Here is an 18,990-nt window from a genome sequence, read left to right as displayed (position 1 = left end):
AGTGTGCGCCATGAACTTGGCTGATCGTGATGGTTTTATCTGGCAAGATGGACAAATGGTTGACTGGCGTGAGGCAAAAGTCCACGTCTTAACTCATACTTTACATTACAGTATGGGTGTCTTTGAAGGTGTCCGTGCTTATGAAACCCCGAATGGTACCGCGATTTTTCGTCTCCAGGATCATACAAAGCGTTTGTTGAATTCTGCAAAAATCTATCAGATGAAAGTTCCTTTTGACCAGGCGACACTGGAACAGGCTCAGTTAGATGTGGTTCGTGAAAATAAATTAGCGTCCTGCTACTTACGTCCAATCATTTTCATTGGTTCAGAGAAACTGGGTATTGCTGCGACTGACAACACCATTCATGCAACTGTAGCTGCATGGAGCTGGGGTGCATACCTCGGTGATGAAGCAATGGCGAAGGGTATCCGCGTTAAAACTTCATCATTTACACACCATCACCCTAACGTGACCATGTGTAAAGCGAAAGCTGCGGGTAACTATACGCTTTCCATTCTTGCACATCAGGAAGTGGCTAAGGCTGGTTATGATGAAGCTATGCTGATGGATCCACAGGGTTATGTCTGTCAGGGTTCTGGCGAAAACGTATTCCTGGTGAAAGATGGTGTTTTACATACGCCTGATATCGCTGGTGGCGCGCTGGATGGTATTACCCGTCAGACGATTATTACCATTGCGAAAGATCTGGGTTATGAAGTGGTTGAACGCCGTATTACCCGTGATGAATTCTATATTGGTGATGAAGCATTCTTTACCGGTACTGCTGCTGAAGTCACTCCAATCCGTGAATATGATGACCGTGAAATCGGTTCAGGTACACGTGGTCCGATCACTGAAAAAATTCAGAAAGCATTCTTTGATGCAGTTCAGGGCAAAGACCCTAAATATGCACACTGGCTGACTTATGTAAAATAAGTGGCTGAATGCTGAAAAAGGATCCCTGTTTTTATAAAACAGGGATCCTTTTTTTATGTTTAATTTATGAGATGTTTTAAGATTCAGTTTTAATGGGTTCCTGACGTTTTATCCAGGAACCCTGTCAGTTTCTCCCTGGAGAGAAACCTGTTTATATCTTATAAAACTCACGATACCAATCTACAAACTGCTGCACACCATCTTCAACAGATACCGATGGCTTATAACCCACTGCCTGCTGTAAAGCGGTACTGTCGGCCAGGGTGTCCTGAACATCGCCAGGCTGCAGAGGCAGTAATTCCTTAATCGCAGTCTTTCCTGTTGATGTTTCAATCGCATTAATAAAATCAATTAATTTAACAGGAGAGTTATTGCCAATGTTGAAAATACGGAATGGCGCATAGCTTGTGGAAGGATCTGGATGATTGCTGTCCCATTGAGGGTTAGGTTGAGCAATCTGATCACTGGAGCGGATCACACCTTCAACAATATCTGAAATAAAAGTGAAGTCACGGCTGTGATTGCCGTGGTTATAAACCTGAATAGTTTTGCCTTCAATAATATTTCTGGTAAATTTAAATGGCGCCATGTCTGGACGACCCCATGGACCATACACGGTAAAGAAGCGCAGTCCTGTTGTTGGCAGACCAAACAGATGACTGTAACTGTGAGCCATAAGTTCATTTGCCCGTTTGGTCGCAGCATAGAACTGAACAGGATGATTTACACCGTGCTTTTCACTGAACGGCATACTGGTGTTTGCCCCATAAACACTGCTGGTGCTGGCGTAGGTCAGGTGTGGTGTCTTGGAGTAACGGCAGGCTTCAATAATATTGGTAAAACCAACGATATTGCTTTCCACATAACTTAATGGATTTTCCAGTGAATAACGGACACCCGCCTGAGCTGCCAGATGAATCACACGGTCAAAAGTGTGAGTTTTAAAACATTCATCAATCAGGTTTTTATCTGCAATATTGCCGCGGATTAAAGTAAATGAACCTGATGAACGCTGTACGGTCTCATTTAAGCAGGCAACACGGGCTTCTTTCAGTGCTGGATCATAATAATCATTGAAGTTATCAATCCCGACAACGCTGTCGCCACGTTCAATCAGTTTTTTTGAGACATGAAAGCCAATAAATCCGGCTGCACCTGTGACTAAAACTTTCATTCATCTCCTCCAAAAATATCCCGTGTATACACTTTGTCCTGTACATCCGTTAAGTCAGATGTCAGGCGGTTTGCCACAATGACATCACTGGACTTTTTGAACAGTTCAATGTCGTTGATGACTTTTGATTTAAAAAACTCAGATTCGCTGAGCGCAGGCTCATAGACAATCACTTCAATTCCTTTGGCTTTCAGACGTTTCATCACACCCTGAATGGCGGAAGCCCGGAAATTGTCTGAACCACTTTTCATGACCAGTCTGAAAATACCGACTGTAGATGGATTCATGGCAATAATAGAATCTGCAATAAAGTCCTTACGGGTGCGGTTGGAATCCACAATCGCCTGGATCAGATTGCTTGGAACGTGATTGTAGTTAGCCAGCAGCTGTTTGGTGTCTTTTGGCAGGCAGTAACCGCCATAACCAAATGATGGATTGTTATAGTGTTTTCCGATACGGCTGTCCAGACAGACCCCTTCAATAATCTGATGGGTATCCAGTCCAAACATCTGCGCATAAGTATCGAGTTCATTGAAATAAGCAACTCGCATGGCAAGATAAGTATTGGCAAACAGCTTAATTGCTTCTGCTTCGGTCGAATCTGTAAAAAGTACAGGGCTGTCTTTTTTGATCGCACCTTCAATCAGCAACTGAGCAAAGGTCTCAGCGCGTTCAGATTTTTCTCCGACAATAATCCGTGATGGATAAAGGTTGTCATGCAGCGCCTTTCCTTCACGCAGAAACTCTGGAGAAAAGATAATGTTGGAGGTGTTGAACTGTTCTTTAATATTTTTAGTGAAGCCCACAGGAACAGTGGATTTGATAATCATGACCGCATCAGGATTAATCTTGATGACATCCTGAATCACATTTTCAACGCTCTGCGTATTAAAATAATTGGTTCGGGTGTCGTAATCGGTTGGTGTTGCAATAATAATAAAGTCAGCATGGGCATAAGCCTCCTGCTGATCTGTCGTGGCTTTAAAATTCAGTTTTTTATTTTTCAGAAAATCAGAAATATCTTCATCCTGAATCGGGGATATCCGATTATTCAGCATCTCGACTTTCGTTGGCACAATATCAAGCGCAACAACTTCATGGTGCTGTGCAAATATCATGGCATTGGACAATCCAACGTAACCTGTACCGGCAATTGCTATTTTCATAAAAACCCGATGTTGAGATAGGTTCCAGGAACCAGATAGTATAAAAGTTTCCCTGTCATGTTTTATGATATATCAGCATGTCATCTCTGCATGAGCTGTGCGCAGGCTGTCATTCTGAATGAAGGCGTTTATAGACCTGATATTCAAAGTAAAGCATGTGGGATGAGATATGACAGCATAATATCATAATCCTGTAGCTGAGATGCTGTGCAGAACATAAACCAGTACAGTAACTTTTTGTGACTGATGGTATGATGGCAGAGTAAAAATGATGGATGGTCAGACATGTCTTTAAATGAAAATGAAATTCTGTCCCCAGGTTCAGAACAGCAGACGCAGAATCAGAATATTGTGCTGTGCATGAAATGGGGAACCAAATATGGCGCAGAGTATGTCAACCGCCTTTATAATATGGTGAAAAGACATACGACTGTCGATTTTCAGCTCGTCTGCCTGACTGACCGTACCGAAGGTATTGTGCCTGAAGTAAAATGCTTTCCTATTCCTCCTCTGGATTTACCACCGGGCAGCCCTGAGCGTGGCTGGAATAAACTGTCCACATTTGAACCCGATCTGTATGGACTGACAGGCAATGCGCTGTTCCTGGATCTGGATGTGGTGATTGTAGATAACATTGACAGTTTTTTTACGCATCCCGGAGACTTCCTGATTATTCATGACTGGAAACGTCCATGGCGGATTACAGGTAACAGTTCGGTATACCGTTTTAAACTGGGGGCTTTCCCTGGGCTGATGCCGTATTTCCGTGAGCATTTCGATGAAATCCGCGAAAAATTCCGTAATGAGCAGGCTTATCTGTCCTGGTATGTAGACCGTGAGAAAAAGCTGTCTTACTGGCCTGACAGCTGGTGTAAAAGCTACAAGTATCATTGTCTCCAGAAAATCCCAATGGCGTATTTCAAACCACCGGTTAAACCGAAAGATGTCAAAATCATTATATTTCATGGTGAAATCAACCCACCTGATGCCATTAATGGTGGTGGTGGGAAATGGTACCGCTATGTTCTGCCGTCAGACTGGATTAAAGCAGCATGGCAGTGATGCTGTAGCAGTCAGATAATGCATCGTTTCTGCATCATGATCATGATTCAGAAATGGACAGTCTGGCAGACTTGACCTGAGGTATCTGATACATACCTTCGGGCTCTAAAAATACAGATGCATATCCTCATACACAAAAGGCGGATACAGATGATCCGGTTGCTGTGAGGTTTGTTGTTTCAGAATGGGTAATAGAGGTGAAATGGTGCAGCCAGTTGATATTGTGATTGCATGGGTAGATGGAAATGATCAGGCTTTAAAGCGCAAGCGTCATCAGTTCCTGACCGGCGAAGATCCATCTGATGCAGTCAGCGACACCCGATTTGCCAGTAATGATGAAATTTATTTCAATATTGCGTCTATTTTGAAATATGTACCGTTTTGTCGAAATATTTATGTTGTAACTGATCAGCAAAGACCTGCATTTATTGATGAATTTGCAGAGCAGGGACTCTGTGCTGCCGATAAAATCCGTGTTGTTGATCATCAGGAAATTTTTGCAGGTTATGCCCAGTATCTGCCAACGTTCAATACCCGTTCGATTGAATCCATGCTGTGGAATATTCAGGGGCTGTCTGATTATTTTATTTACCTGAATGATGATTTTTTCTTTAATGCGCCTGCAAAAGTCGAAAATTTTCTTGAAAATCATAAGATTGTGACTTATGGTCACTGGCAGAGTAATTTTGCCCTGAAACTGAAGCTGAAATACCGTCAGTTTCTACAGCGACAGACAGGAAAGCCTGTCCAGCCTAAACATATGATTGCTCAGATGCTGAGCGCAGACGTGTTGGGCATGAACAGGTTTTTTGAGATACACCATTATCCGCACATTATTGATCGGAACATACTGAAAGATTATCTGCTGACACACCCTGAACGGCTTGAAACACAGATTAAATTCAGATTCAGAAGTGTGGAGCAGATTAATCCTGTCACACTGATGAATCATTTGAAAATTCAGGCAGATCAGGCGGTGCTGAAAGCTGATCTGGATCTGGCATATCTGAAAAATGAAGCCAGTGTGCAGCAGTTTATTCAGGCCACAGAAAACGAAAATATTCTGTATGGCTGTATCCAAAGTCTGGATCAGTTACAGCCTGAACCGGCAGCACAGATCCGTCAGGCAATGATCAATAAACTGGGTGACTTTTTGCCGGCATCCGTTCTTTCATTTGACGCAGCAGGAAATCATGCATGAAAGTTGAAACTTATCTGATTAATCTGGATGGCAGTGATGACCGACTGGCCAGAGCAACTGCACAGTTAAATGATGTTAACTGGCCTTTTCAGCGCTTTTCGGCTTATGACGGTCGTGGCAAAGCATTAGCTGATTTTGAAAATCATGATGTTGCTGAAACTCAGCGTCTGATTGGCAGAAGCCTGCTCAATTCTGAACTGGGCTGTTATCTGAGTCATTATGGCTGTGCTGAAAAATTCCTGAAATCGGATGCTGATTATCTGGTGGTTCTTGAAGATGATATGAAAATCACTTCAGAATTTAAAACCACCTTGGATGCGTTGCTTGATTATCTGCATACCCATCCAGAACTGGACTGGTATCTGATCAATATTGCTGCAAAGAAGAAAAAACTGTCCAGAGATGTGACTCAGATTGGAGAGCACAGTCTCTGGCATGCTTATTATTTCCCGATTCGGGGACTGGGACTGATCTGGTCCAGAAAAGGTGCTGAGGAGTTTGTCCGTCAGGGTAGAACCATGACCATGCCGGTAGATATTTTTTTCCAGACCTGGCTGAGTAAAAATGGTAAGGGCTTGGGTATATGGCCTGCATTGGTCAGACCTGCAGGTCTGGACAGTGACATTCTGGGGACAGTGGCTTCACAGGGTATTTCCCGAAAACAGAAAGAAAACCGCAGTTCATCGTACGAGCTGAAAAAGCAGAAACGGATGTGGCGTGACCGTATCTATGCCGTTAAGCATTTATTGACAGGTCAGTAATTGAAGCATGAAAAGTTTAGTTATCAGTTTAAAAACGGCAACAGAGCGCAGAGAACATATTGAACGGCAGTTTTCACAGCAACTGGTTAAGTATGAGTTTTTTGATGCTTTGACGCCTGATCTGGCTGCACCTCTTGCAGAAAAAATGCAGCTGAAAGTCGACGAGCAGCTGCTTTCACCAGGTGAACTGGCGTGCTTTATGAGCCATGTTGCTATCTGGAAAAAAATGGTGGATGAGAATATTCCTTATCTGGCTGTATTTGAAGATGATGTCTACCTTGGAGAAAATGCAGCACAGTTTCTGAATGATGCAGAATGGATTCAGTCGGGATGGGATGTGATTAAGCTCGAAGCATTTTCTAAAAAAGCCATTCTGGGAAACAGGGTCAGTGAGTTGGCAGATGGGCGGAGTATGTATGAACTGCGCTCAAGACACCTGGGAGCGGCGGGTTATATATTGTCTGGATATGCCGCTGCAAGCCTGCTTGCCATTTTGAAAGAACACAGGATTACTGAACCACTGGATCATATTCTTTTTGATAAAATTTATCATGCTGATCTTTTTTCAGGTCTCTATCAGTTACAGCCTGCACTTTGTATGCAGAGTTATCTGATTGAAAATAAAAATGATAATTTTGGCAGTACGCTTGAGAAACAAAGGGTGGTACGCCGGAAGTCTGAAAGTGAAGCCCGTACACCTTTAATGAAGCTGGTGCGTGAGCTCAAAAGGGTTTGGAGTCAGCTCAATACCTTTCTGTTCAAAAAAAGTATTGAGTTCCGCTAGATATAAAAATTCGCTGAAGATGGCTTTACTTAAAGTAGAGCCATTCCACAGACTCCTGTCTTGTCTTACGGACACAGTCAAGCATAGCTGCCCATTTTTCTTTACGGCTGATATATTTTTTGTTTCCGGTAAAGCTTAAAAGATAATAAAGAAAAGATTTTTTGCGGGATCGGGTTTCAAGTTTTTCCAGAAGTTGCTGAAACTCACTCTCAGGATAATGCTTATATGCAAATAAAACCTGTGATCTGAACCAGCGGTGATAAAACGCATAGTTTTTTAAAGGTTCGCTGGAACCACCTTTGTGATAAATTTTTAATTCGTTAATTTTAACCAGTGGCAGATTTAACTTTTTAACTCTTAAGCAAAGATCCTCATCTTCACAGTACATAAAAAAATCTGGATCGAATCCGGAAATTTTTTCATAGACAGATTTTTTCAGCAGCATGAGAGCACCGCAGAACCATACTGCTTCAGAAGACTGTTCAGTTGCTGGAATCGTATGTCCAAATTCATACTGATGATATTCAGAGGTGTCTTTCTGATCATCATTGATTTGCTGAGTGGTTATCACGCCATAATTATTATAAGTCTCAGCCTGATTCAGAAGTTTTTCAAGATAGTCATTCTGCAGCATTCTGAGATCAGGATTGGCAATTAACAGATGCTCGCCCTGTGCATGTGATGCAGCAAGATTCATGGCGCGACCAAAACCGATATTGGTTTCAGAAGCAATAATTTTTAAACTAATCTGTTCAAGTGAGCTGTTTTGCTGCAGGGTATCGTGGAGTGTGCTGTTCTGTACGTTATTGGTAATGATGACTTCATATTCAGAATGAGGCAGTGTCTGTTGAGTCAGATCCAGCAGGAACTGCTCTATAAATTTTTCGGTATTGTAATTCACAATGAGTATGGAAAGTTGCATGAGCGGGCAGTTTGATACAGAGTTTCAGTGATAGTCAGAGATTAACATATTTGTAAACACCTCAGGAAAATTAAGCTCATGATACGTACTCAGAACGAAATATAACCTGAAGATGTCAGTATCTGTGAAAGGAGTTATCCATGATTTGCCGAATAAAGATTCCGGGTTTCAGCTGTACCGCGGAATCTTTTGTATCCCCACATATACTGTTCAGGACAGCGGTTGATCATTTTTTCGATGGCAAGATTCAGTTCTGCTACAGCGGTTTCAGTATCCCGACTATACATCTCTTCAGTCCCTATATCTTCAATGTAAATATCAAAGCCATCATTTTCAGCCCGTCTTAAACAGACCATTGAAATCAGACGGCAATGTGTTTTTTGCGCAAGTTTTGAGCTCAGAGTGCTGGTCAGAGTTGGAATTCCAAAGAACGGAGAGGGAATACCACCAGAAGGCTGAGGCACATGATCGGGGAGAATTACGCTGAATCCACCCTGTTTCAGATTTTTAAACAGCGCTTTAACACCATTTGCATCTGTCGGAACCATAGTGGTATTCAGACGTTCACGGGCTTTACGCACAAAGGTTTCCATTGTGGGGTTATCTATAGGCTTGTACATAATGGTGGGTGTGCCGTACTGATGTACCCATGGATTCATGATTTCCCAGTTGCCCAGATGCGGTGTAATAATCAAAGCCCCTCTGGGGTCATTCAATGCATCCTGAAGAATACTCAGGTTATGTACATTTTTAATCTGTCGGATATTCCACTCTGTTGGCATAGCCCAGCATTTGAGCGATTCAGCATAACTCAGACACTGGTGCACAACGCTGCTGCGTGCCAGCTGTTCCTGTTCATCTGTGCTCAGTGTCGGATAACACAGCGCAATATTGACACGGGACTTCCATAACATTCCCTTATCTTTCTGACTGTTGATGATGCTGGCAGCTGTTCTGGCAACAGCTCTCAGTGCAGGCATTGGAGTAAAGCGGAAGATAGACAGTAAACTCATGTATCAACGGTTTAAAAAATTAATGACTTTATTCTACTGTAAAATTTCTTTTGACTTAAAGACAGTCGTGGTTGTTGTGCTGTAACACAGTAAAACAGTGTAATTTAATTCAAAGTGCTCAACGAAAATATCTATTTTTTTGATAGAATAATGCGATAAGTAACTTTTTATTTTTTAAATAATTGATATTCAGGATCACCGGATTAAAGGGTTAGAAAAACATGCGTATTCTTGTGACTGGCGGGGCTGGATTTATTGGCTCAGCATTGATTCGGTTTCTTATTTCAAATACTGCCAATCAAGTCTGTAATGTAGATAAATTAACATATGCCGGTAATCTCGAATCGCTGACAGAAATTGAAAACTCACCTGCCTATCAGTTCAGACAGATTGATATCTGTGATGAAGCTGCACTTGAGCAGGTGGTGCAGGAGTTTCAACCTGAAGTGGTCATGCATCTTGCGGCTGAGTCGCATGTAGACCGTTCAATTGATGGTCCTGCCGCATTTATTCAGACCAATATTGTTGGGACGTACACTTTACTGGAAGTTGTCCGTAAATACTGGATGGCCTTAGCTGCTGAGCAGAAAGACAGTTTCCGTTTTCACCATATTTCGACGGATGAAGTCTATGGTGATCTTGAAGGGACGACAGATCTGTTTACTGAAACTACATCCTATGCGCCAAGTTCGCCTTATTCTGCAAGTAAAGCCAGCTCAGACCATCTGGTCAGAGCATGGCACAGAACTTATGGATTACCGGTGCTGGTCACCAACTGTTCAAATAATTATGGACCGTACCATTTCCCTGAAAAGCTGATTCCTCTGGTGATTCTGAATGCACTTGAGGGTAAGTCTTTGCCTGTGTATGGAAATGGTCAGCAGATCCGTGACTGGCTGTTTGTGGAAGATCATGCCCGCGCACTGTATAAAGTCGTGACTGAGGGTGTGGTGGGAGAAACCTACAATATTGGTGGTCACAATGAAAAACAGAATATTGAAGTGGTCAGAACCATCTGCGGTATTCTGGATGAATTAAGTCCATCGAAGAGTGGAAAACCGTATGCTGATCAGATCACTTTTGTGAAAGATCGTCCAGGGCATGATTTAAGATATGCGATTGATGCTTCAAAAATTGCCACTGAACTTGGGTGGAAACCACAGGAGACCTTTGAGTCTGGTATCCGTAAAACAGTGGAGTGGTATCTGAACAATCAGTTGTGGGTTCAGAATATTCAGAGTGGCGAATACCAGTCCTGGTTAACTAAGCAGTATCAGGGTTGACCGATCATGAAAATAGTACTGCTCGGTAAAAATGGTCAGGTTGGATGGGAGCTTCAAAGAGCTTTAGCTCCGTTAGGTGAGGTGATTGCCCTGGATCGGCATGGTGAATCAGGTCTTTCAGGAGATATGACTCAGCCTGAAAAAGTATGCGAAACCCTGATCCGCCTGAATCCAGGTATCGTGGTGAATGCGACAGCTTATACAGCTGTGGATCAGGCTGAAAGTGATCAGGAAACTGCGCAGCTGGTAAATACAGATGCTGTTGCCAGCATAGCGGATAGCTGCAGGCAGATGGGTGCATTGCTTATTCACTATTCTACAGACTATGTATTTAATGGGCAGGGTACAGAACCATTTTCAGAATCTGACAGTATTGCGCCTTTGAATGTATATGGTCTGACAAAAGCAGCAGGCGAAAAAGCAATTATTGAGTCTGGTTGTAAGTATATGATTTTCAGAACTTCCTGGGTATATGCAAGGCAAGGTAAAAACTTTCTGAAAACCATGCTGAACCTGGCAGCTCAGCGGGAAGAGTTATCTGTTATTGATGATCAGCATGGAGCACCGACATCTGCTGAACTGATTGCAGATGTGACAGCACAGATTATTCCACAGGTATGCATAGGTGATGAAAAACTGGGGGTTTATCATCTTGTTGCAAGTGGGGAAACGACCTGGTATGGATATGCTCAGTATATCTTTGAACAGGCAAAATCAGTCGGACATACGCTGAAAATTCAGAATGTAAAACCGATTCCTTCTTCAGAATACCCCGTACCTGCTGTACGTCCCCATAATTCAAGACTGAACAATCAGAAAATTCAACAGACATTTAACCTGAATCTGGCTGAGTGGCAGGCAGGTGTAAAAAGAACATTAATGGAGTTACTCAACACATGAGTATTAAACGTAAAGGCATCATTCTGGCAGGTGGATCAGGTACACGTTTACACCCGATTACTAAGGGCGTTTCTAAACAGCTGCTTCCAATTTATGATAAGCCAATGATTTATTATCCGCTTTCAGTGCTGATGCTTGCAGGTATCCGTGAAGTGCTGATTATTTCCACACCAGAAGATCTGCCAAATTTTGAGAAGCTGCTGGGTGATGGTTCACAGTTTGGTGTTGAACTCAGTTATAAAGAACAGCCGTCTCCAGATGGACTGGCTCAGGCTTTTATTATAGGTGAAGAGTTTATTGGAAATGATCATGTCTGCCTGATTCTGGGAGACAATATCTATTATGGTCAAAGTTTCAGTAAACAGCTGAGTGCAGCAAATATACGGGAACAGGGTGCAACCGTATTTGGTTACCATGTGACTGATCCGGAACGCTTTGGTGTTGTGGAGTTTGATGCAGACGGTAAAGTTCTGAGTATTGAAGAAAAACCTGAAAATCCAAAGTCTGCCTATGCAGTGACAGGGCTGTATTTCTATGATCAGCGAGTCGTTGAATTTGCTAAACAGGTTAAACCTTCTGCACGGGGAGAGCTGGAAATTACAGATATCAATAATGCATATCTGAAAGATGGCTCTTTAAATGTTGAACTGCTCGGGCGTGGTTTTGCATGGCTTGATACGGGTACTCATGAGTCCCTGCTTGAAGCCAGTCAGTTTGTATATACCGTTGAAAAACGTCAGTCTTTGAAAGTTGCCTGCCTTGAGGAAATCGGCTTTCATCAGGGGTGGATCAGTGCAGAACAGCTTAAGCTGAGCGCTGATGCATTGAAGAAAACCGAATATGGACAATACCTGTATAAAGTGCTGGAAGAAATAAAGTGAAAATTGAAACAACAAAAATTAAAGGCTTATTAATCCTGCAACCCGCTGTATTTGGTGATGAACGAGGCTGGTTTATGGAAAGCTTCAATCAGCAAAAGTTTTCTGCTGCATTACAGGAATTGAATCTGCCTGTTCCTGAATTTGTCCAGGATAACCATTCACTTTCTCAGAAAGGTGTTTTACGTGGACTGCATTATCAGCGTGAACCTTTTGCACAAGGGAAACTGGTCAGAGTGGTACAGGGTAAAGCCTGGGATGTAGCTGTTGATATTCGACCTGATTCAGAAACATACGGTGAATGGGTTGGTGTGGAACTGAGTGCAGAAAATAAAACGATGTTCTGGATTCCAGAGGGATTTGCTCATGGCTTTATTGCACTCGAAGATAATACTCAGTTTCTTTATAAAACAACCAATTACTATAATAAAGAAAGTGAAGGTGCAATTATCTGGAATGACCCTGACCTTGCAATAGAATGGCCTTTGGCATCTGTTGAAAATGTACTGGTCAGTGAAAAGGATCAGATTGCCAGTCCATTTAAGACGCAATAAATAAAAATTAAGTGATAAAAAGCCTGATGAGTTATCAGGCTTTTTATTGTGTTGAAATTTATTGATCCAGTTTGTTGATTAATGCCTGCTGGCTTTTTTCGGTCATATCCTGATAGCTGAATTTGCAGTGCTTTCTATCCCAAAGCGTAGTCTCTACATCTTCTTTATGTCCTACAAGGTAGGGCAAGGTCGTAATAACACTTAAATCTGCTTTACGTTCAATATAGCGATCAATGGCATTGATAGAAAGATTTTCATCATTTTCATCCCATTGTGTTAAATAACTGAAAAATTTATCATTATAAATATTGAATACCATTCCCGTTGTTTTGTTTAAAGCAATGAAATCGCAATCAGCAGTTTTATGGAGTGGTTTAATTCTGGCATGATCATCAAGGTCTGTAATATGCCCTGAAAAAATATCCCATTCTATTTCCTGGTTGATCAGAAATTTCTCAATCTGTTCAAGACTCTTATTCAGGTGTTCAGGAAACAGAACGTCATCTTCACAGATCGTGATCTGCTTCCATTGATGATCTTTCGCATACTGCAACATATACTTATAACTGAGACCACAACCAATCCAGGGGGTACTGTGCCTGATACCAGGGAAGTGCCAGATATTTTTGCTGTATTTCTGTTTTTCTATGGTGAATTCTTTTTGTCTGAGCGTGGATTCTGGTAAGCCCAGGCACCAGAACTGTGAATCAGGTTGCCATATTTTACTGGTCATGCCGTACATCAGCTTAAAATCAATTAATCCCAGTGACAGCAGAATTCGATAAAAATAAAAATTAAAGACGTTCTGATCCTGCTGGATATAAGCAGAAATTTTATTTTTTTGATCAGTATAGCTTTCGGAGTTGTTTATCCAGTATTCAACTCTTTGAATCATCTGATCAATATCACCAATTTCAACAAAATCGACAAGATTGATCAGATCATCATGCTGATCAAAGTCTGCACTTTTTTCTGAAATGACTAAGGCATTATTTGAAAGGCATTCATACAGACGGGTTGTTTCAAGTAATGCACCTTCATAATAATGAATGTTGATAACAATACGGGCTTTTTTTATTTCCTGCCATATTTCTTTACCAAAGGCATTATTAATGATTTTAACTCTGAATTTTTTCTGAAGTTCCTGAAGGTACTGCTGTCTGCGCTCATTATTGGTATCGCCATAGAACAGAACATCATATTCAAAGTTTTCCAGGGGTTCAGATGTATTCAGTTCTATAGGTGAAATTGGTGAATAGTACAGTTGGGACAGGGGTAAATGCTGTCCAAGAAATTCAATATTATTGAGAGAATAATCCATTACCAATAGAGACTGTTTCAGTTTATTCATCTGTTCAGGACCAAACCAGCGATCAGAAACAGTCTGCTCCATCTGAAAAGCAATATAGGTTTTGGGTAAATGTTTGAATGACTGGGGACAGACAACAATATGCAGTGAGTGATCATACTCATTAAAGTCATTGCCGATTTTAATGCTATTTTTAATGCTGATCTGATTTAATGCCTGTGAAATCAGTTCAGAAATGAAGATGGTATGCGGTGTAGCAACAATAGTGACCGTCTGATCTGGTTGATTTTTCCATTGTTTAAAATAATGTTCACACTCAGACTTTTTCCAGATGATTTTGACCCCTTGCATACCATTCTGATTGAATTCCCGTCTGAAGAGTTGCCATGTTTTTCCGATGCTGCCCTGTTTATTGTAAATGTAACGTAAATTTTTTAGAAACTCATTCATTGAAAGGACTCAGAATTAGATGGTCAGGAATGGAAAACTTGTACTTATATCAGAGGAGGTCTGACTGGACTAACTCTGGTTTTTCTTCACAATTTTTTGTATCGGCGCATCAATGATTACAGAGTATACCAGCTTCACTGTGAACTTTAAAATAAACACAGGGCGTGAATAGACCGGTAATATCTGGAGTGCCTGTTGCGCCGTTGGGATAATTTCATGAAAGTGTCTGCGGCGGACTGCAAAAGAGCAGTTTCTGTTTACTTCTTTAAACAGGTGTTTCTGATTATCCTGGTAGATCTTTAAAGCGGTAGGGTTGCTGTTTTTATGGGACTCCCAGAACTTTGAAATTTCCAGTCGGAACTGAATCACCTGTCTGCGTAACTTAAAAGGACCTGCGGTCTTCTGAGCTTTGGCAATTACACTGGAAGTATGGTATCTGAAGTAATTCAGACATTCACTGGAAAAAAACAGCTCGCCCTGAGAGATAATCTTTGCCCATATTGACCAGTCTCCAATAAGGTTCAGATGTGAACAGGCTTTTCCAACATCAAGATAGGTCTGTTTTCTGAACAGCACAGCACTGGCATTGGGAACAGTATTTTTTGTATTCAGAAAACGGTCAATGTATTCCCAGCCATTCATGTGAAAGTCATGGCTGAACTGTTCAGCATCCAGTGAATCTGTATGGTCTTTCCAGTCACCTGTAACGACCCCTTCGCTGCTCATTCTGTATGACTGAGAGTAGGCAAGAACCAGGCTGGGATTATGATCAAACTGAGGAACAAGTTTTTCCAGAAATTCAGGTGAGGCAATATCATCTGATTCTGCAATCCAGATCAGTTCACCCCTTGCTAAAGCAATACCTTTATTCCACTGATGGAATGTTGAACCGGAGTTCTGTTCATTGATAATACAGTGTGAAACTTTAGGATGGTTTTTATATGTTTCTAAAATTTCTGAGCTGTTGTCAGGTGAGAGATCGTCCAGCAGAATCAGCTCAAAATTACTGTAGCTCTGCTGAAGAATGCTGTCGATGCGCTCTTTTAAATAAGGCGCATGGTTGTAGCTTGGTACAATTACACTGACAAACACTTGAAATAAAACCTTTTTTTAAGTATTTAAATGATCGTGAGTAATATACAGTAATTACAAAGGAATAGAGCATGTAATGTGTAATAAACGCCGTGTAATTGCCTTTTACATCATCAGTTTGTATCGGTATTGCCTTTCAGTACCAGATAAATCAGCGCGGCAATAATAAAGAAACCTGCAATAAAACTGCTCATACTGAAATACAGAATGCGCTGGTAAGTATCCAGGTTAAACAGCTGATGGTTCAGGATATAACGCATGAAACCCCATTGTACAACTGAGAATACAATAATAATAATGGTATGACGAAGGACAGCAGGACGCATGGCCATGTGGTTTCACCTCTGAATTTAACCCGCTCATTATGTCATTTTAGAAACTATATCTCAAATTAAAAGCTGTACGGTATTGTATGTGGAAATATGATTGACCGGACTTTATTTTTCAGAGGGACGATGATAAATATTTTCTTTTCCTTCAATATTACGAAAGCGTTTATAACCCCAGATATACTGCTCCGGTGCAACATCAATCATCTGCTGCATTTCAGCATTTAAGGTATCGACCGAAAGCTGCAGGTCTTTAGATAAAATTTCATCAGAGAGTGGTTTGCAGTGGACAGTAAATTCTGATCGGTCAGTATTGCGCAGGCAGCTCAAGCCCAGAACATGACACTGAGTTTTACTGGCAAGTTTGGACACAAGAGTTGTGGACAGAACACGTTCACCATAAAAGTCAGAGTAAATGCCTCCAGAAGCCTTAGGAATATGATCGGGTAAAATGACCGTTACACCCCCTTGTTTCAGGTGCTTAAAAATAGCCCGGACACCCGTATCATCTGTAGGTACCAGCGTTGCATTGAATTTCTGACGGGCTTCCAGCATATAGCGGTTAAAGCCTTCCTCTTTTGCTGGTTTATACATGATGACCGGATTGGCAAATACATTAATCCAGGCATTCAGTAATTCCCAGCTCCCCAGGTGTGGAACGACCAGAATGACTCCTTTTTTACTCGCCAGCGCTTCTTCAAAATAATGGGCACCATGAACTGTTTTTAACAGACTTAAGCTGTATTCGGCAGAATTTCCCCAACATTTAATAAACTCAAGATAAGTCATGCACTGGCTGCTTAGATTTGTCTGAACCAGCTGCTGGAGCTGTTCCTGATCCAGTTCAGGATAGGCAATCTGCAGATTGACAGTCGTGACTCTGCACATGCTGGAATTGGTGCGATACAGTAACCAGGCAAAGGCAGCCGCAAAAGACTGTAAAAAGTTCAGGGGTAACTGTGCAATCAGTTTAAGGAAAAAATACATAAATAAAATTGCCTGCACGGCACATATTTTTTTGATAAAACACGGATATAAAGCCCATCTGATGAGACAGCGCAGAGGGTGTTCATAAAGTGTTTAAAAAATATATTAAAGTTGATATAAAACAATGAAATAAAATCTATTCACCTACTAAAAGAACAGCTGGAACAAACTGATAAAGCAGTACTGGAATAAGTTGTCATTGAATGAGTATAAGGGATTGATCATACATTAATTTTTTTAAAATAAGCTATCTGAAAATATCATTCTGCATTTATATTTCTGAAATATGTTTACTGGTTATCAGTCCAGTTGTGTGATCAATAAAAAACCCTGCGCGATGGCAGGGTTTTTACTGATCAGAAAGAATTAAGCTTCTTTGTTTTCAGCTTTTGGTTTTTCACGTAAACGAATACCCAGATCACGCAACTGATTTGGTTCAACTGGTGCAGGCGCTTGTGTCAATGGACATTCAGCTGTTTTGGTTTTCGGGAATGCAATCACGTCACGGATTGAAGATGAACCCGTCATCAGCATCACTAAACGGTCAAGACCGAATGCCAGACCACCGTGAGGAGGCGCACCGAATTTCAGAGCGTTAAGCAGGAAGCTGAATTTTTCTTCTGCTTCTTCTTCACCAATGCCAAGCGCTTCAAAGATTGCTTTCTGCATTTCAAGGTTGAAGATACGCAGTGAACCACCGCCCACTTCAGTACCGTTCAGTACCATGTCATACGCAACTGAAAGCGCAGCACCTGGATTGTTTTTCACTTCTTCAACACTTGATTTTGGCAGTGTGAATGGGTGGTGAACAGAAGTCCATTTACCATCATCAGTTTCTTCGAACATTGGGAAGTCAACAACCCAAAGCGGTGCCCACTCGCAAGTTGCAAGTTTCATGTCATGACCGACTTTGATACGTAAAGCACCCATTGCATCGTTCACAACTTTGGCTTTATCTGCACCGAAGAATACGATGTCGCCATTTTCAGCGCCAACACGTTTCAACAGATCCAGCACGATTGGCTCGATGAATTTAACGATTGGAGACTGAAGACCCTCGATACCTTTTTCAAGTTCGTTGACTTTGATATAAGCCAGACCTTTCGCACCGTAGATACCAACGAATTTAGTATATTCATCAATCTGGCTACGTGGAAGCGCACCTGCACCTGGTACACGAAGTGCAACAATACGACCTTTAGGATCTTTAGCAGGACCTGCGAACACTTTGAACTCAACGTCCTGCATCATGTCTGCAACGTCAACCAGTTTCAAAGGAATACGCATATCCGGTTTGTCAGATGCATAGTCACGCATTGCGTCTGCATAAGTCATACGAGGGAATTTGTCGAATTCAACATTAAGAAGTTCTTTGAACATCTTCACTGTTAAACGTTCCATCAGATCCATGATGTCATCGTCACTCATGAACGATGTTTCAACGTCGATCTGAGTAAATTCAGGCTGACGGTCTGCACGTAAATCTTCGTCACGGAAACATTTCGCAATCTGGTAATAACGGTCAATACCACCCACCATTAACAACTGTTTGAACAGCTGTGGTGACTGTGGAAGTGCGTAGAAGCTACCGTTGGATACACGACTTGGCACTAAATAGTCACGCGCACCTTCTGGTGTAGCACGTGTTAATACAGGTGTTTCAACGTCTAAGAAACCATTTTCTTCGAAATAGTTACGGATCAGGTTAGTCAGTTTTGAACGGAAACGTAAACGGTCAATCATTTCAGGACGACGGATATCAAGGAAGCGATATTTCAGACGTACTTCTTCAGAAATGTTGGCATTCTCATCATTCAGAGGGAATGGAGGAGTTTCAGACGCAGCAAGAACTTCAATTTCTTTACCTAAAACTTCGATCTGACCACTCACCATATTGGCATTTTCTGTGCCTTCATAGCGACGACGTACACGACCAGTGATTTTTAATACGAATTCTGAACGTGCTTTGTCCGCAGTTGCAAATGCTTCTGGGGTATCTGGGTCAATCACGACCTGCACAAGACCGTCACGGTCACGCATGTCAAGGAAGATTACACCACCGTGGTCACGGCGACGGTGTACCCAGCCGCATAAAGTTACGGTCTGGTCTATTTGGGCTTCAGTCAATGAGCCGCAGTAATGAGTTCGCATCATAGCGTTAGAAATCCAACTATATGGGTTAAGGAAG

18 protein-coding genes are annotated in these 18,990 nt (G+C 41.7%); 9 read left to right on the top strand and 9 right to left on the bottom strand.

Annotated elements, in window-relative coordinates; translation table 11 throughout:
- Nucleotides 1-10 precede the first annotated feature (10 nt).
- Nucleotides 11-937, top strand: a complete 927-nt coding sequence (locus CDG61_RS14430; RefSeq protein ID WP_087513139.1) for a branched-chain amino acid transaminase — start codon at nt 11-13, stop codon at nt 935-937.
- Between the two features lie 151 nt (nt 938-1,088).
- Here the strand turns inward: CDG61_RS14430 and CDG61_RS14425 are convergent, their stop codons facing one another.
- Nucleotides 1,089-2,111, bottom strand: a complete 1,023-nt coding sequence (locus tag CDG61_RS14425) for an NAD-dependent epimerase (protein ID WP_087550584.1) — start codon at nt 2,109-2,111, stop codon at nt 1,089-1,091.
- A complete protein-coding gene (locus CDG61_RS14420) occupies nt 2,108-3,277 on the bottom strand; it encodes a nucleotide sugar dehydrogenase (RefSeq protein WP_087513141.1) in 1,170 nt (389 codons plus the stop codon). Before CDG61_RS14420 ends, CDG61_RS14425 begins: the two co-directional genes overlap by 4 nt.
- Nucleotides 3,278-3,562: 285 nt before the next feature.
- Between CDG61_RS14420 and CDG61_RS14415 the strand changes: the two genes are divergently transcribed.
- The 4 genes from CDG61_RS14415 (at nt 3,563) to CDG61_RS14400 (ending at nt 7,085) form a co-directional block, all read left to right on the top strand.
- Nucleotides 3,563-4,339 carry a glycosyltransferase gene (locus tag CDG61_RS14415; protein WP_087513142.1) on the top strand — a complete coding sequence of 259 codons (777 nt, stop codon included), beginning with the start codon at nt 3,563-3,565 and terminating at the stop codon, nt 4,337-4,339.
- Between the two features lie 202 nt (nt 4,340-4,541).
- Nucleotides 4,542-5,540, top strand: a complete 999-nt coding sequence (locus tag CDG61_RS14410; protein ID WP_087550585.1) for a Stealth CR1 domain-containing protein — start codon at nt 4,542-4,544, stop codon at nt 5,538-5,540.
- Nucleotides 5,537-6,301, top strand: a complete 765-nt coding sequence (locus CDG61_RS14405; protein ID WP_087550586.1) for a glycosyltransferase family 25 protein — start codon at nt 5,537-5,539, stop codon at nt 6,299-6,301. The genes CDG61_RS14410 and CDG61_RS14405 overlap by 4 nt, the downstream gene beginning before the upstream one ends.
- A 7-nt stretch (nt 6,302-6,308) precedes the next feature.
- A complete protein-coding gene (locus tag CDG61_RS14400) occupies nt 6,309-7,085 on the top strand; it encodes a glycosyltransferase family 25 protein (RefSeq protein WP_087550587.1) in 777 nt (258 codons plus the stop codon).
- 25 nt (nt 7,086-7,110) lie between these two features.
- On the opposite strand, the gene CDG61_RS14395 is transcribed toward CDG61_RS14400, so the two are convergent.
- Together CDG61_RS14395 and CDG61_RS14390 are read right to left on the bottom strand one after the other, a co-directional pair.
- The gene (locus CDG61_RS14395; RefSeq protein ID WP_087550588.1) at nt 7,111-8,007 is read right to left on the bottom strand and encodes a glycosyltransferase family 2 protein; all 897 of its coding nucleotides are present in this window, start codon (nt 8,005-8,007) and stop codon (nt 7,111-7,113) included.
- 134 nt (nt 8,008-8,141) lie between these two features.
- Entirely contained in the window at nt 8,142-9,020 is an 879-nt protein-coding gene (locus CDG61_RS14390; RefSeq protein ID WP_087550589.1) for a lysophospholipid acyltransferase family protein, read from the bottom strand.
- Between the two features lie 221 nt (nt 9,021-9,241).
- On the opposite strand from CDG61_RS14390, the gene rfbB reads away from it, so the two are divergent.
- The 4 genes from rfbB to rfbC are packed head-to-tail and all read left to right on the top strand — an operon-like array spanning nt 9,242 to nt 12,635.
- Complete coding sequence (gene rfbB / locus CDG61_RS14385; protein WP_087550590.1) at nt 9,242-10,303, top strand: dTDP-glucose 4,6-dehydratase; 1,062 nt, start codon at nt 9,242-9,244, stop codon at nt 10,301-10,303.
- A gap of 6 nt (nt 10,304-10,309) precedes the next feature.
- Entirely contained in the window at nt 10,310-11,203 is an 894-nt protein-coding gene (gene rfbD / locus CDG61_RS14380) for a dTDP-4-dehydrorhamnose reductase (RefSeq protein ID WP_087550591.1), read from the top strand.
- The gene (rfbA, locus tag CDG61_RS14375) at nt 11,200-12,084 is read left to right on the top strand and encodes a glucose-1-phosphate thymidylyltransferase RfbA (RefSeq protein ID WP_087550592.1); all 885 of its coding nucleotides are present in this window, start codon (nt 11,200-11,202) and stop codon (nt 12,082-12,084) included. The genes rfbD and rfbA overlap by 4 nt, the downstream gene beginning before the upstream one ends.
- Nucleotides 12,081-12,635, top strand: coding sequence for a dTDP-4-dehydrorhamnose 3,5-epimerase (rfbC, locus tag CDG61_RS14370; protein ID WP_087550593.1), 555 nt, complete (start codon nt 12,081-12,083; stop codon nt 12,633-12,635). The genes rfbA and rfbC overlap by 4 nt, the downstream gene beginning before the upstream one ends.
- 58 nt (nt 12,636-12,693) lie before the next feature.
- On the opposite strand, the gene CDG61_RS14365 is transcribed toward rfbC, so the two are convergent.
- The 5 genes from CDG61_RS14365 to aspS form a co-directional block, all read right to left on the bottom strand.
- Nucleotides 12,694-14,394, bottom strand: a complete 1,701-nt coding sequence (locus CDG61_RS14365; protein WP_087550594.1) for a glycosyltransferase family 25 protein — start codon at nt 14,392-14,394, stop codon at nt 12,694-12,696.
- Nucleotides 14,395-14,463: 69 nt separating this feature from the next.
- Nucleotides 14,464-15,486: a glycosyltransferase family 2 protein gene (locus CDG61_RS14360; RefSeq protein ID WP_087550595.1), complete on the bottom strand. Its 1,023-nt coding sequence runs from the start codon at nt 15,484-15,486 to the stop codon at nt 14,464-14,466.
- A gap of 113 nt (nt 15,487-15,599) precedes the next feature.
- Nucleotides 15,600-15,818, bottom strand: a complete 219-nt coding sequence (locus CDG61_RS14355) for a hypothetical protein (protein ID WP_087550596.1) — start codon at nt 15,816-15,818, stop codon at nt 15,600-15,602.
- 105 nt (nt 15,819-15,923) lie between these two features.
- Nucleotides 15,924-16,802, bottom strand: a complete 879-nt coding sequence (locus CDG61_RS14350; protein ID WP_087550597.1) for a lysophospholipid acyltransferase family protein — start codon at nt 16,800-16,802, stop codon at nt 15,924-15,926.
- A gap of 366 nt (nt 16,803-17,168) precedes the next feature.
- A complete protein-coding gene (aspS, locus tag CDG61_RS14345) occupies nt 17,169-18,956 on the bottom strand; it encodes an aspartate--tRNA ligase (protein ID WP_087550598.1) in 1,788 nt (595 codons plus the stop codon).
- Between the last annotated feature and the right edge of the window lie 34 nt (nt 18,957-18,990).

The sequence above is a fragment of the Acinetobacter sp. WCHAc010052 genome (genome assembly GCF_002165295.2).
GTDB lineage: Bacteria > Pseudomonadota > Gammaproteobacteria > Pseudomonadales > Moraxellaceae > Acinetobacter > Acinetobacter chinensis.
Note: the sequence above shows the minus strand (reverse complement) of the source record. Positions and strands in the feature narration are given on the sequence as shown.

What these genes read in the sequence shown, in the direction of transcription:
- rfbB (WP_087550590.1), top strand. Translation starts at nt 9,242, where the DNA reads ATGCGTATTCTTGTGACTGGCGGGGCTGGATTTATTGGCTCAGCATTG.
- rfbA (WP_087550592.1), top strand. Translation starts at nt 11,200, where the DNA reads ATGAGTATTAAACGTAAAGGCATCATTCTGGCAGGTGGATCAGGTACA.
- CDG61_RS14425 (WP_087550584.1), bottom strand. Translation starts at nt 2,111, where the DNA reads ATGAAAGTTTTAGTCACAGGTGCAGCCGGATTTATTGGCTTTCATGTC.
- CDG61_RS14410 (WP_087550585.1), top strand. Translation starts at nt 4,542, where the DNA reads ATGGTGCAGCCAGTTGATATTGTGATTGCATGGGTAGATGGAAATGAT.
- CDG61_RS14420 (WP_087513141.1), bottom strand. Translation starts at nt 3,277, where the DNA reads ATGAAAATAGCAATTGCCGGTACAGGTTACGTTGGATTGTCCAATGCC.
- CDG61_RS14430 (WP_087513139.1), top strand. Translation starts at nt 11, where the DNA reads ATGAACTTGGCTGATCGTGATGGTTTTATCTGGCAAGATGGACAAATG.
- CDG61_RS14395 (WP_087550588.1), bottom strand. Translation starts at nt 8,007, where the DNA reads ATGCAACTTTCCATACTCATTGTGAATTACAATACCGAAAAATTTATA.
- CDG61_RS14350 (WP_087550597.1), bottom strand. Translation starts at nt 16,802, where the DNA reads ATGTATTTTTTCCTTAAACTGATTGCACAGTTACCCCTGAACTTTTTA.
- CDG61_RS14405 (WP_087550586.1), top strand. Translation starts at nt 5,537, where the DNA reads ATGAAAGTTGAAACTTATCTGATTAATCTGGATGGCAGTGATGACCGA.
- CDG61_RS14365 (WP_087550594.1), bottom strand. Translation starts at nt 14,394, where the DNA reads ATGAATGAGTTTCTAAAAAATTTACGTTACATTTACAATAAACAGGGC.
- aspS (WP_087550598.1), bottom strand. Translation starts at nt 18,956, where the DNA reads ATGATGCGAACTCATTACTGCGGCTCATTGACTGAAGCCCAAATAGAC.
- CDG61_RS14415 (WP_087513142.1), top strand. Translation starts at nt 3,563, where the DNA reads ATGTCTTTAAATGAAAATGAAATTCTGTCCCCAGGTTCAGAACAGCAG.
- CDG61_RS14390 (WP_087550589.1), bottom strand. Translation starts at nt 9,020, where the DNA reads ATGAGTTTACTGTCTATCTTCCGCTTTACTCCAATGCCTGCACTGAGA.
- CDG61_RS14400 (WP_087550587.1), top strand. Translation starts at nt 6,309, where the DNA reads ATGAAAAGTTTAGTTATCAGTTTAAAAACGGCAACAGAGCGCAGAGAA.
- CDG61_RS14355 (WP_087550596.1), bottom strand. Translation starts at nt 15,818, where the DNA reads ATGGCCATGCGTCCTGCTGTCCTTCGTCATACCATTATTATTATTGTA.
- rfbD (WP_087550591.1), top strand. Translation starts at nt 10,310, where the DNA reads ATGAAAATAGTACTGCTCGGTAAAAATGGTCAGGTTGGATGGGAGCTT.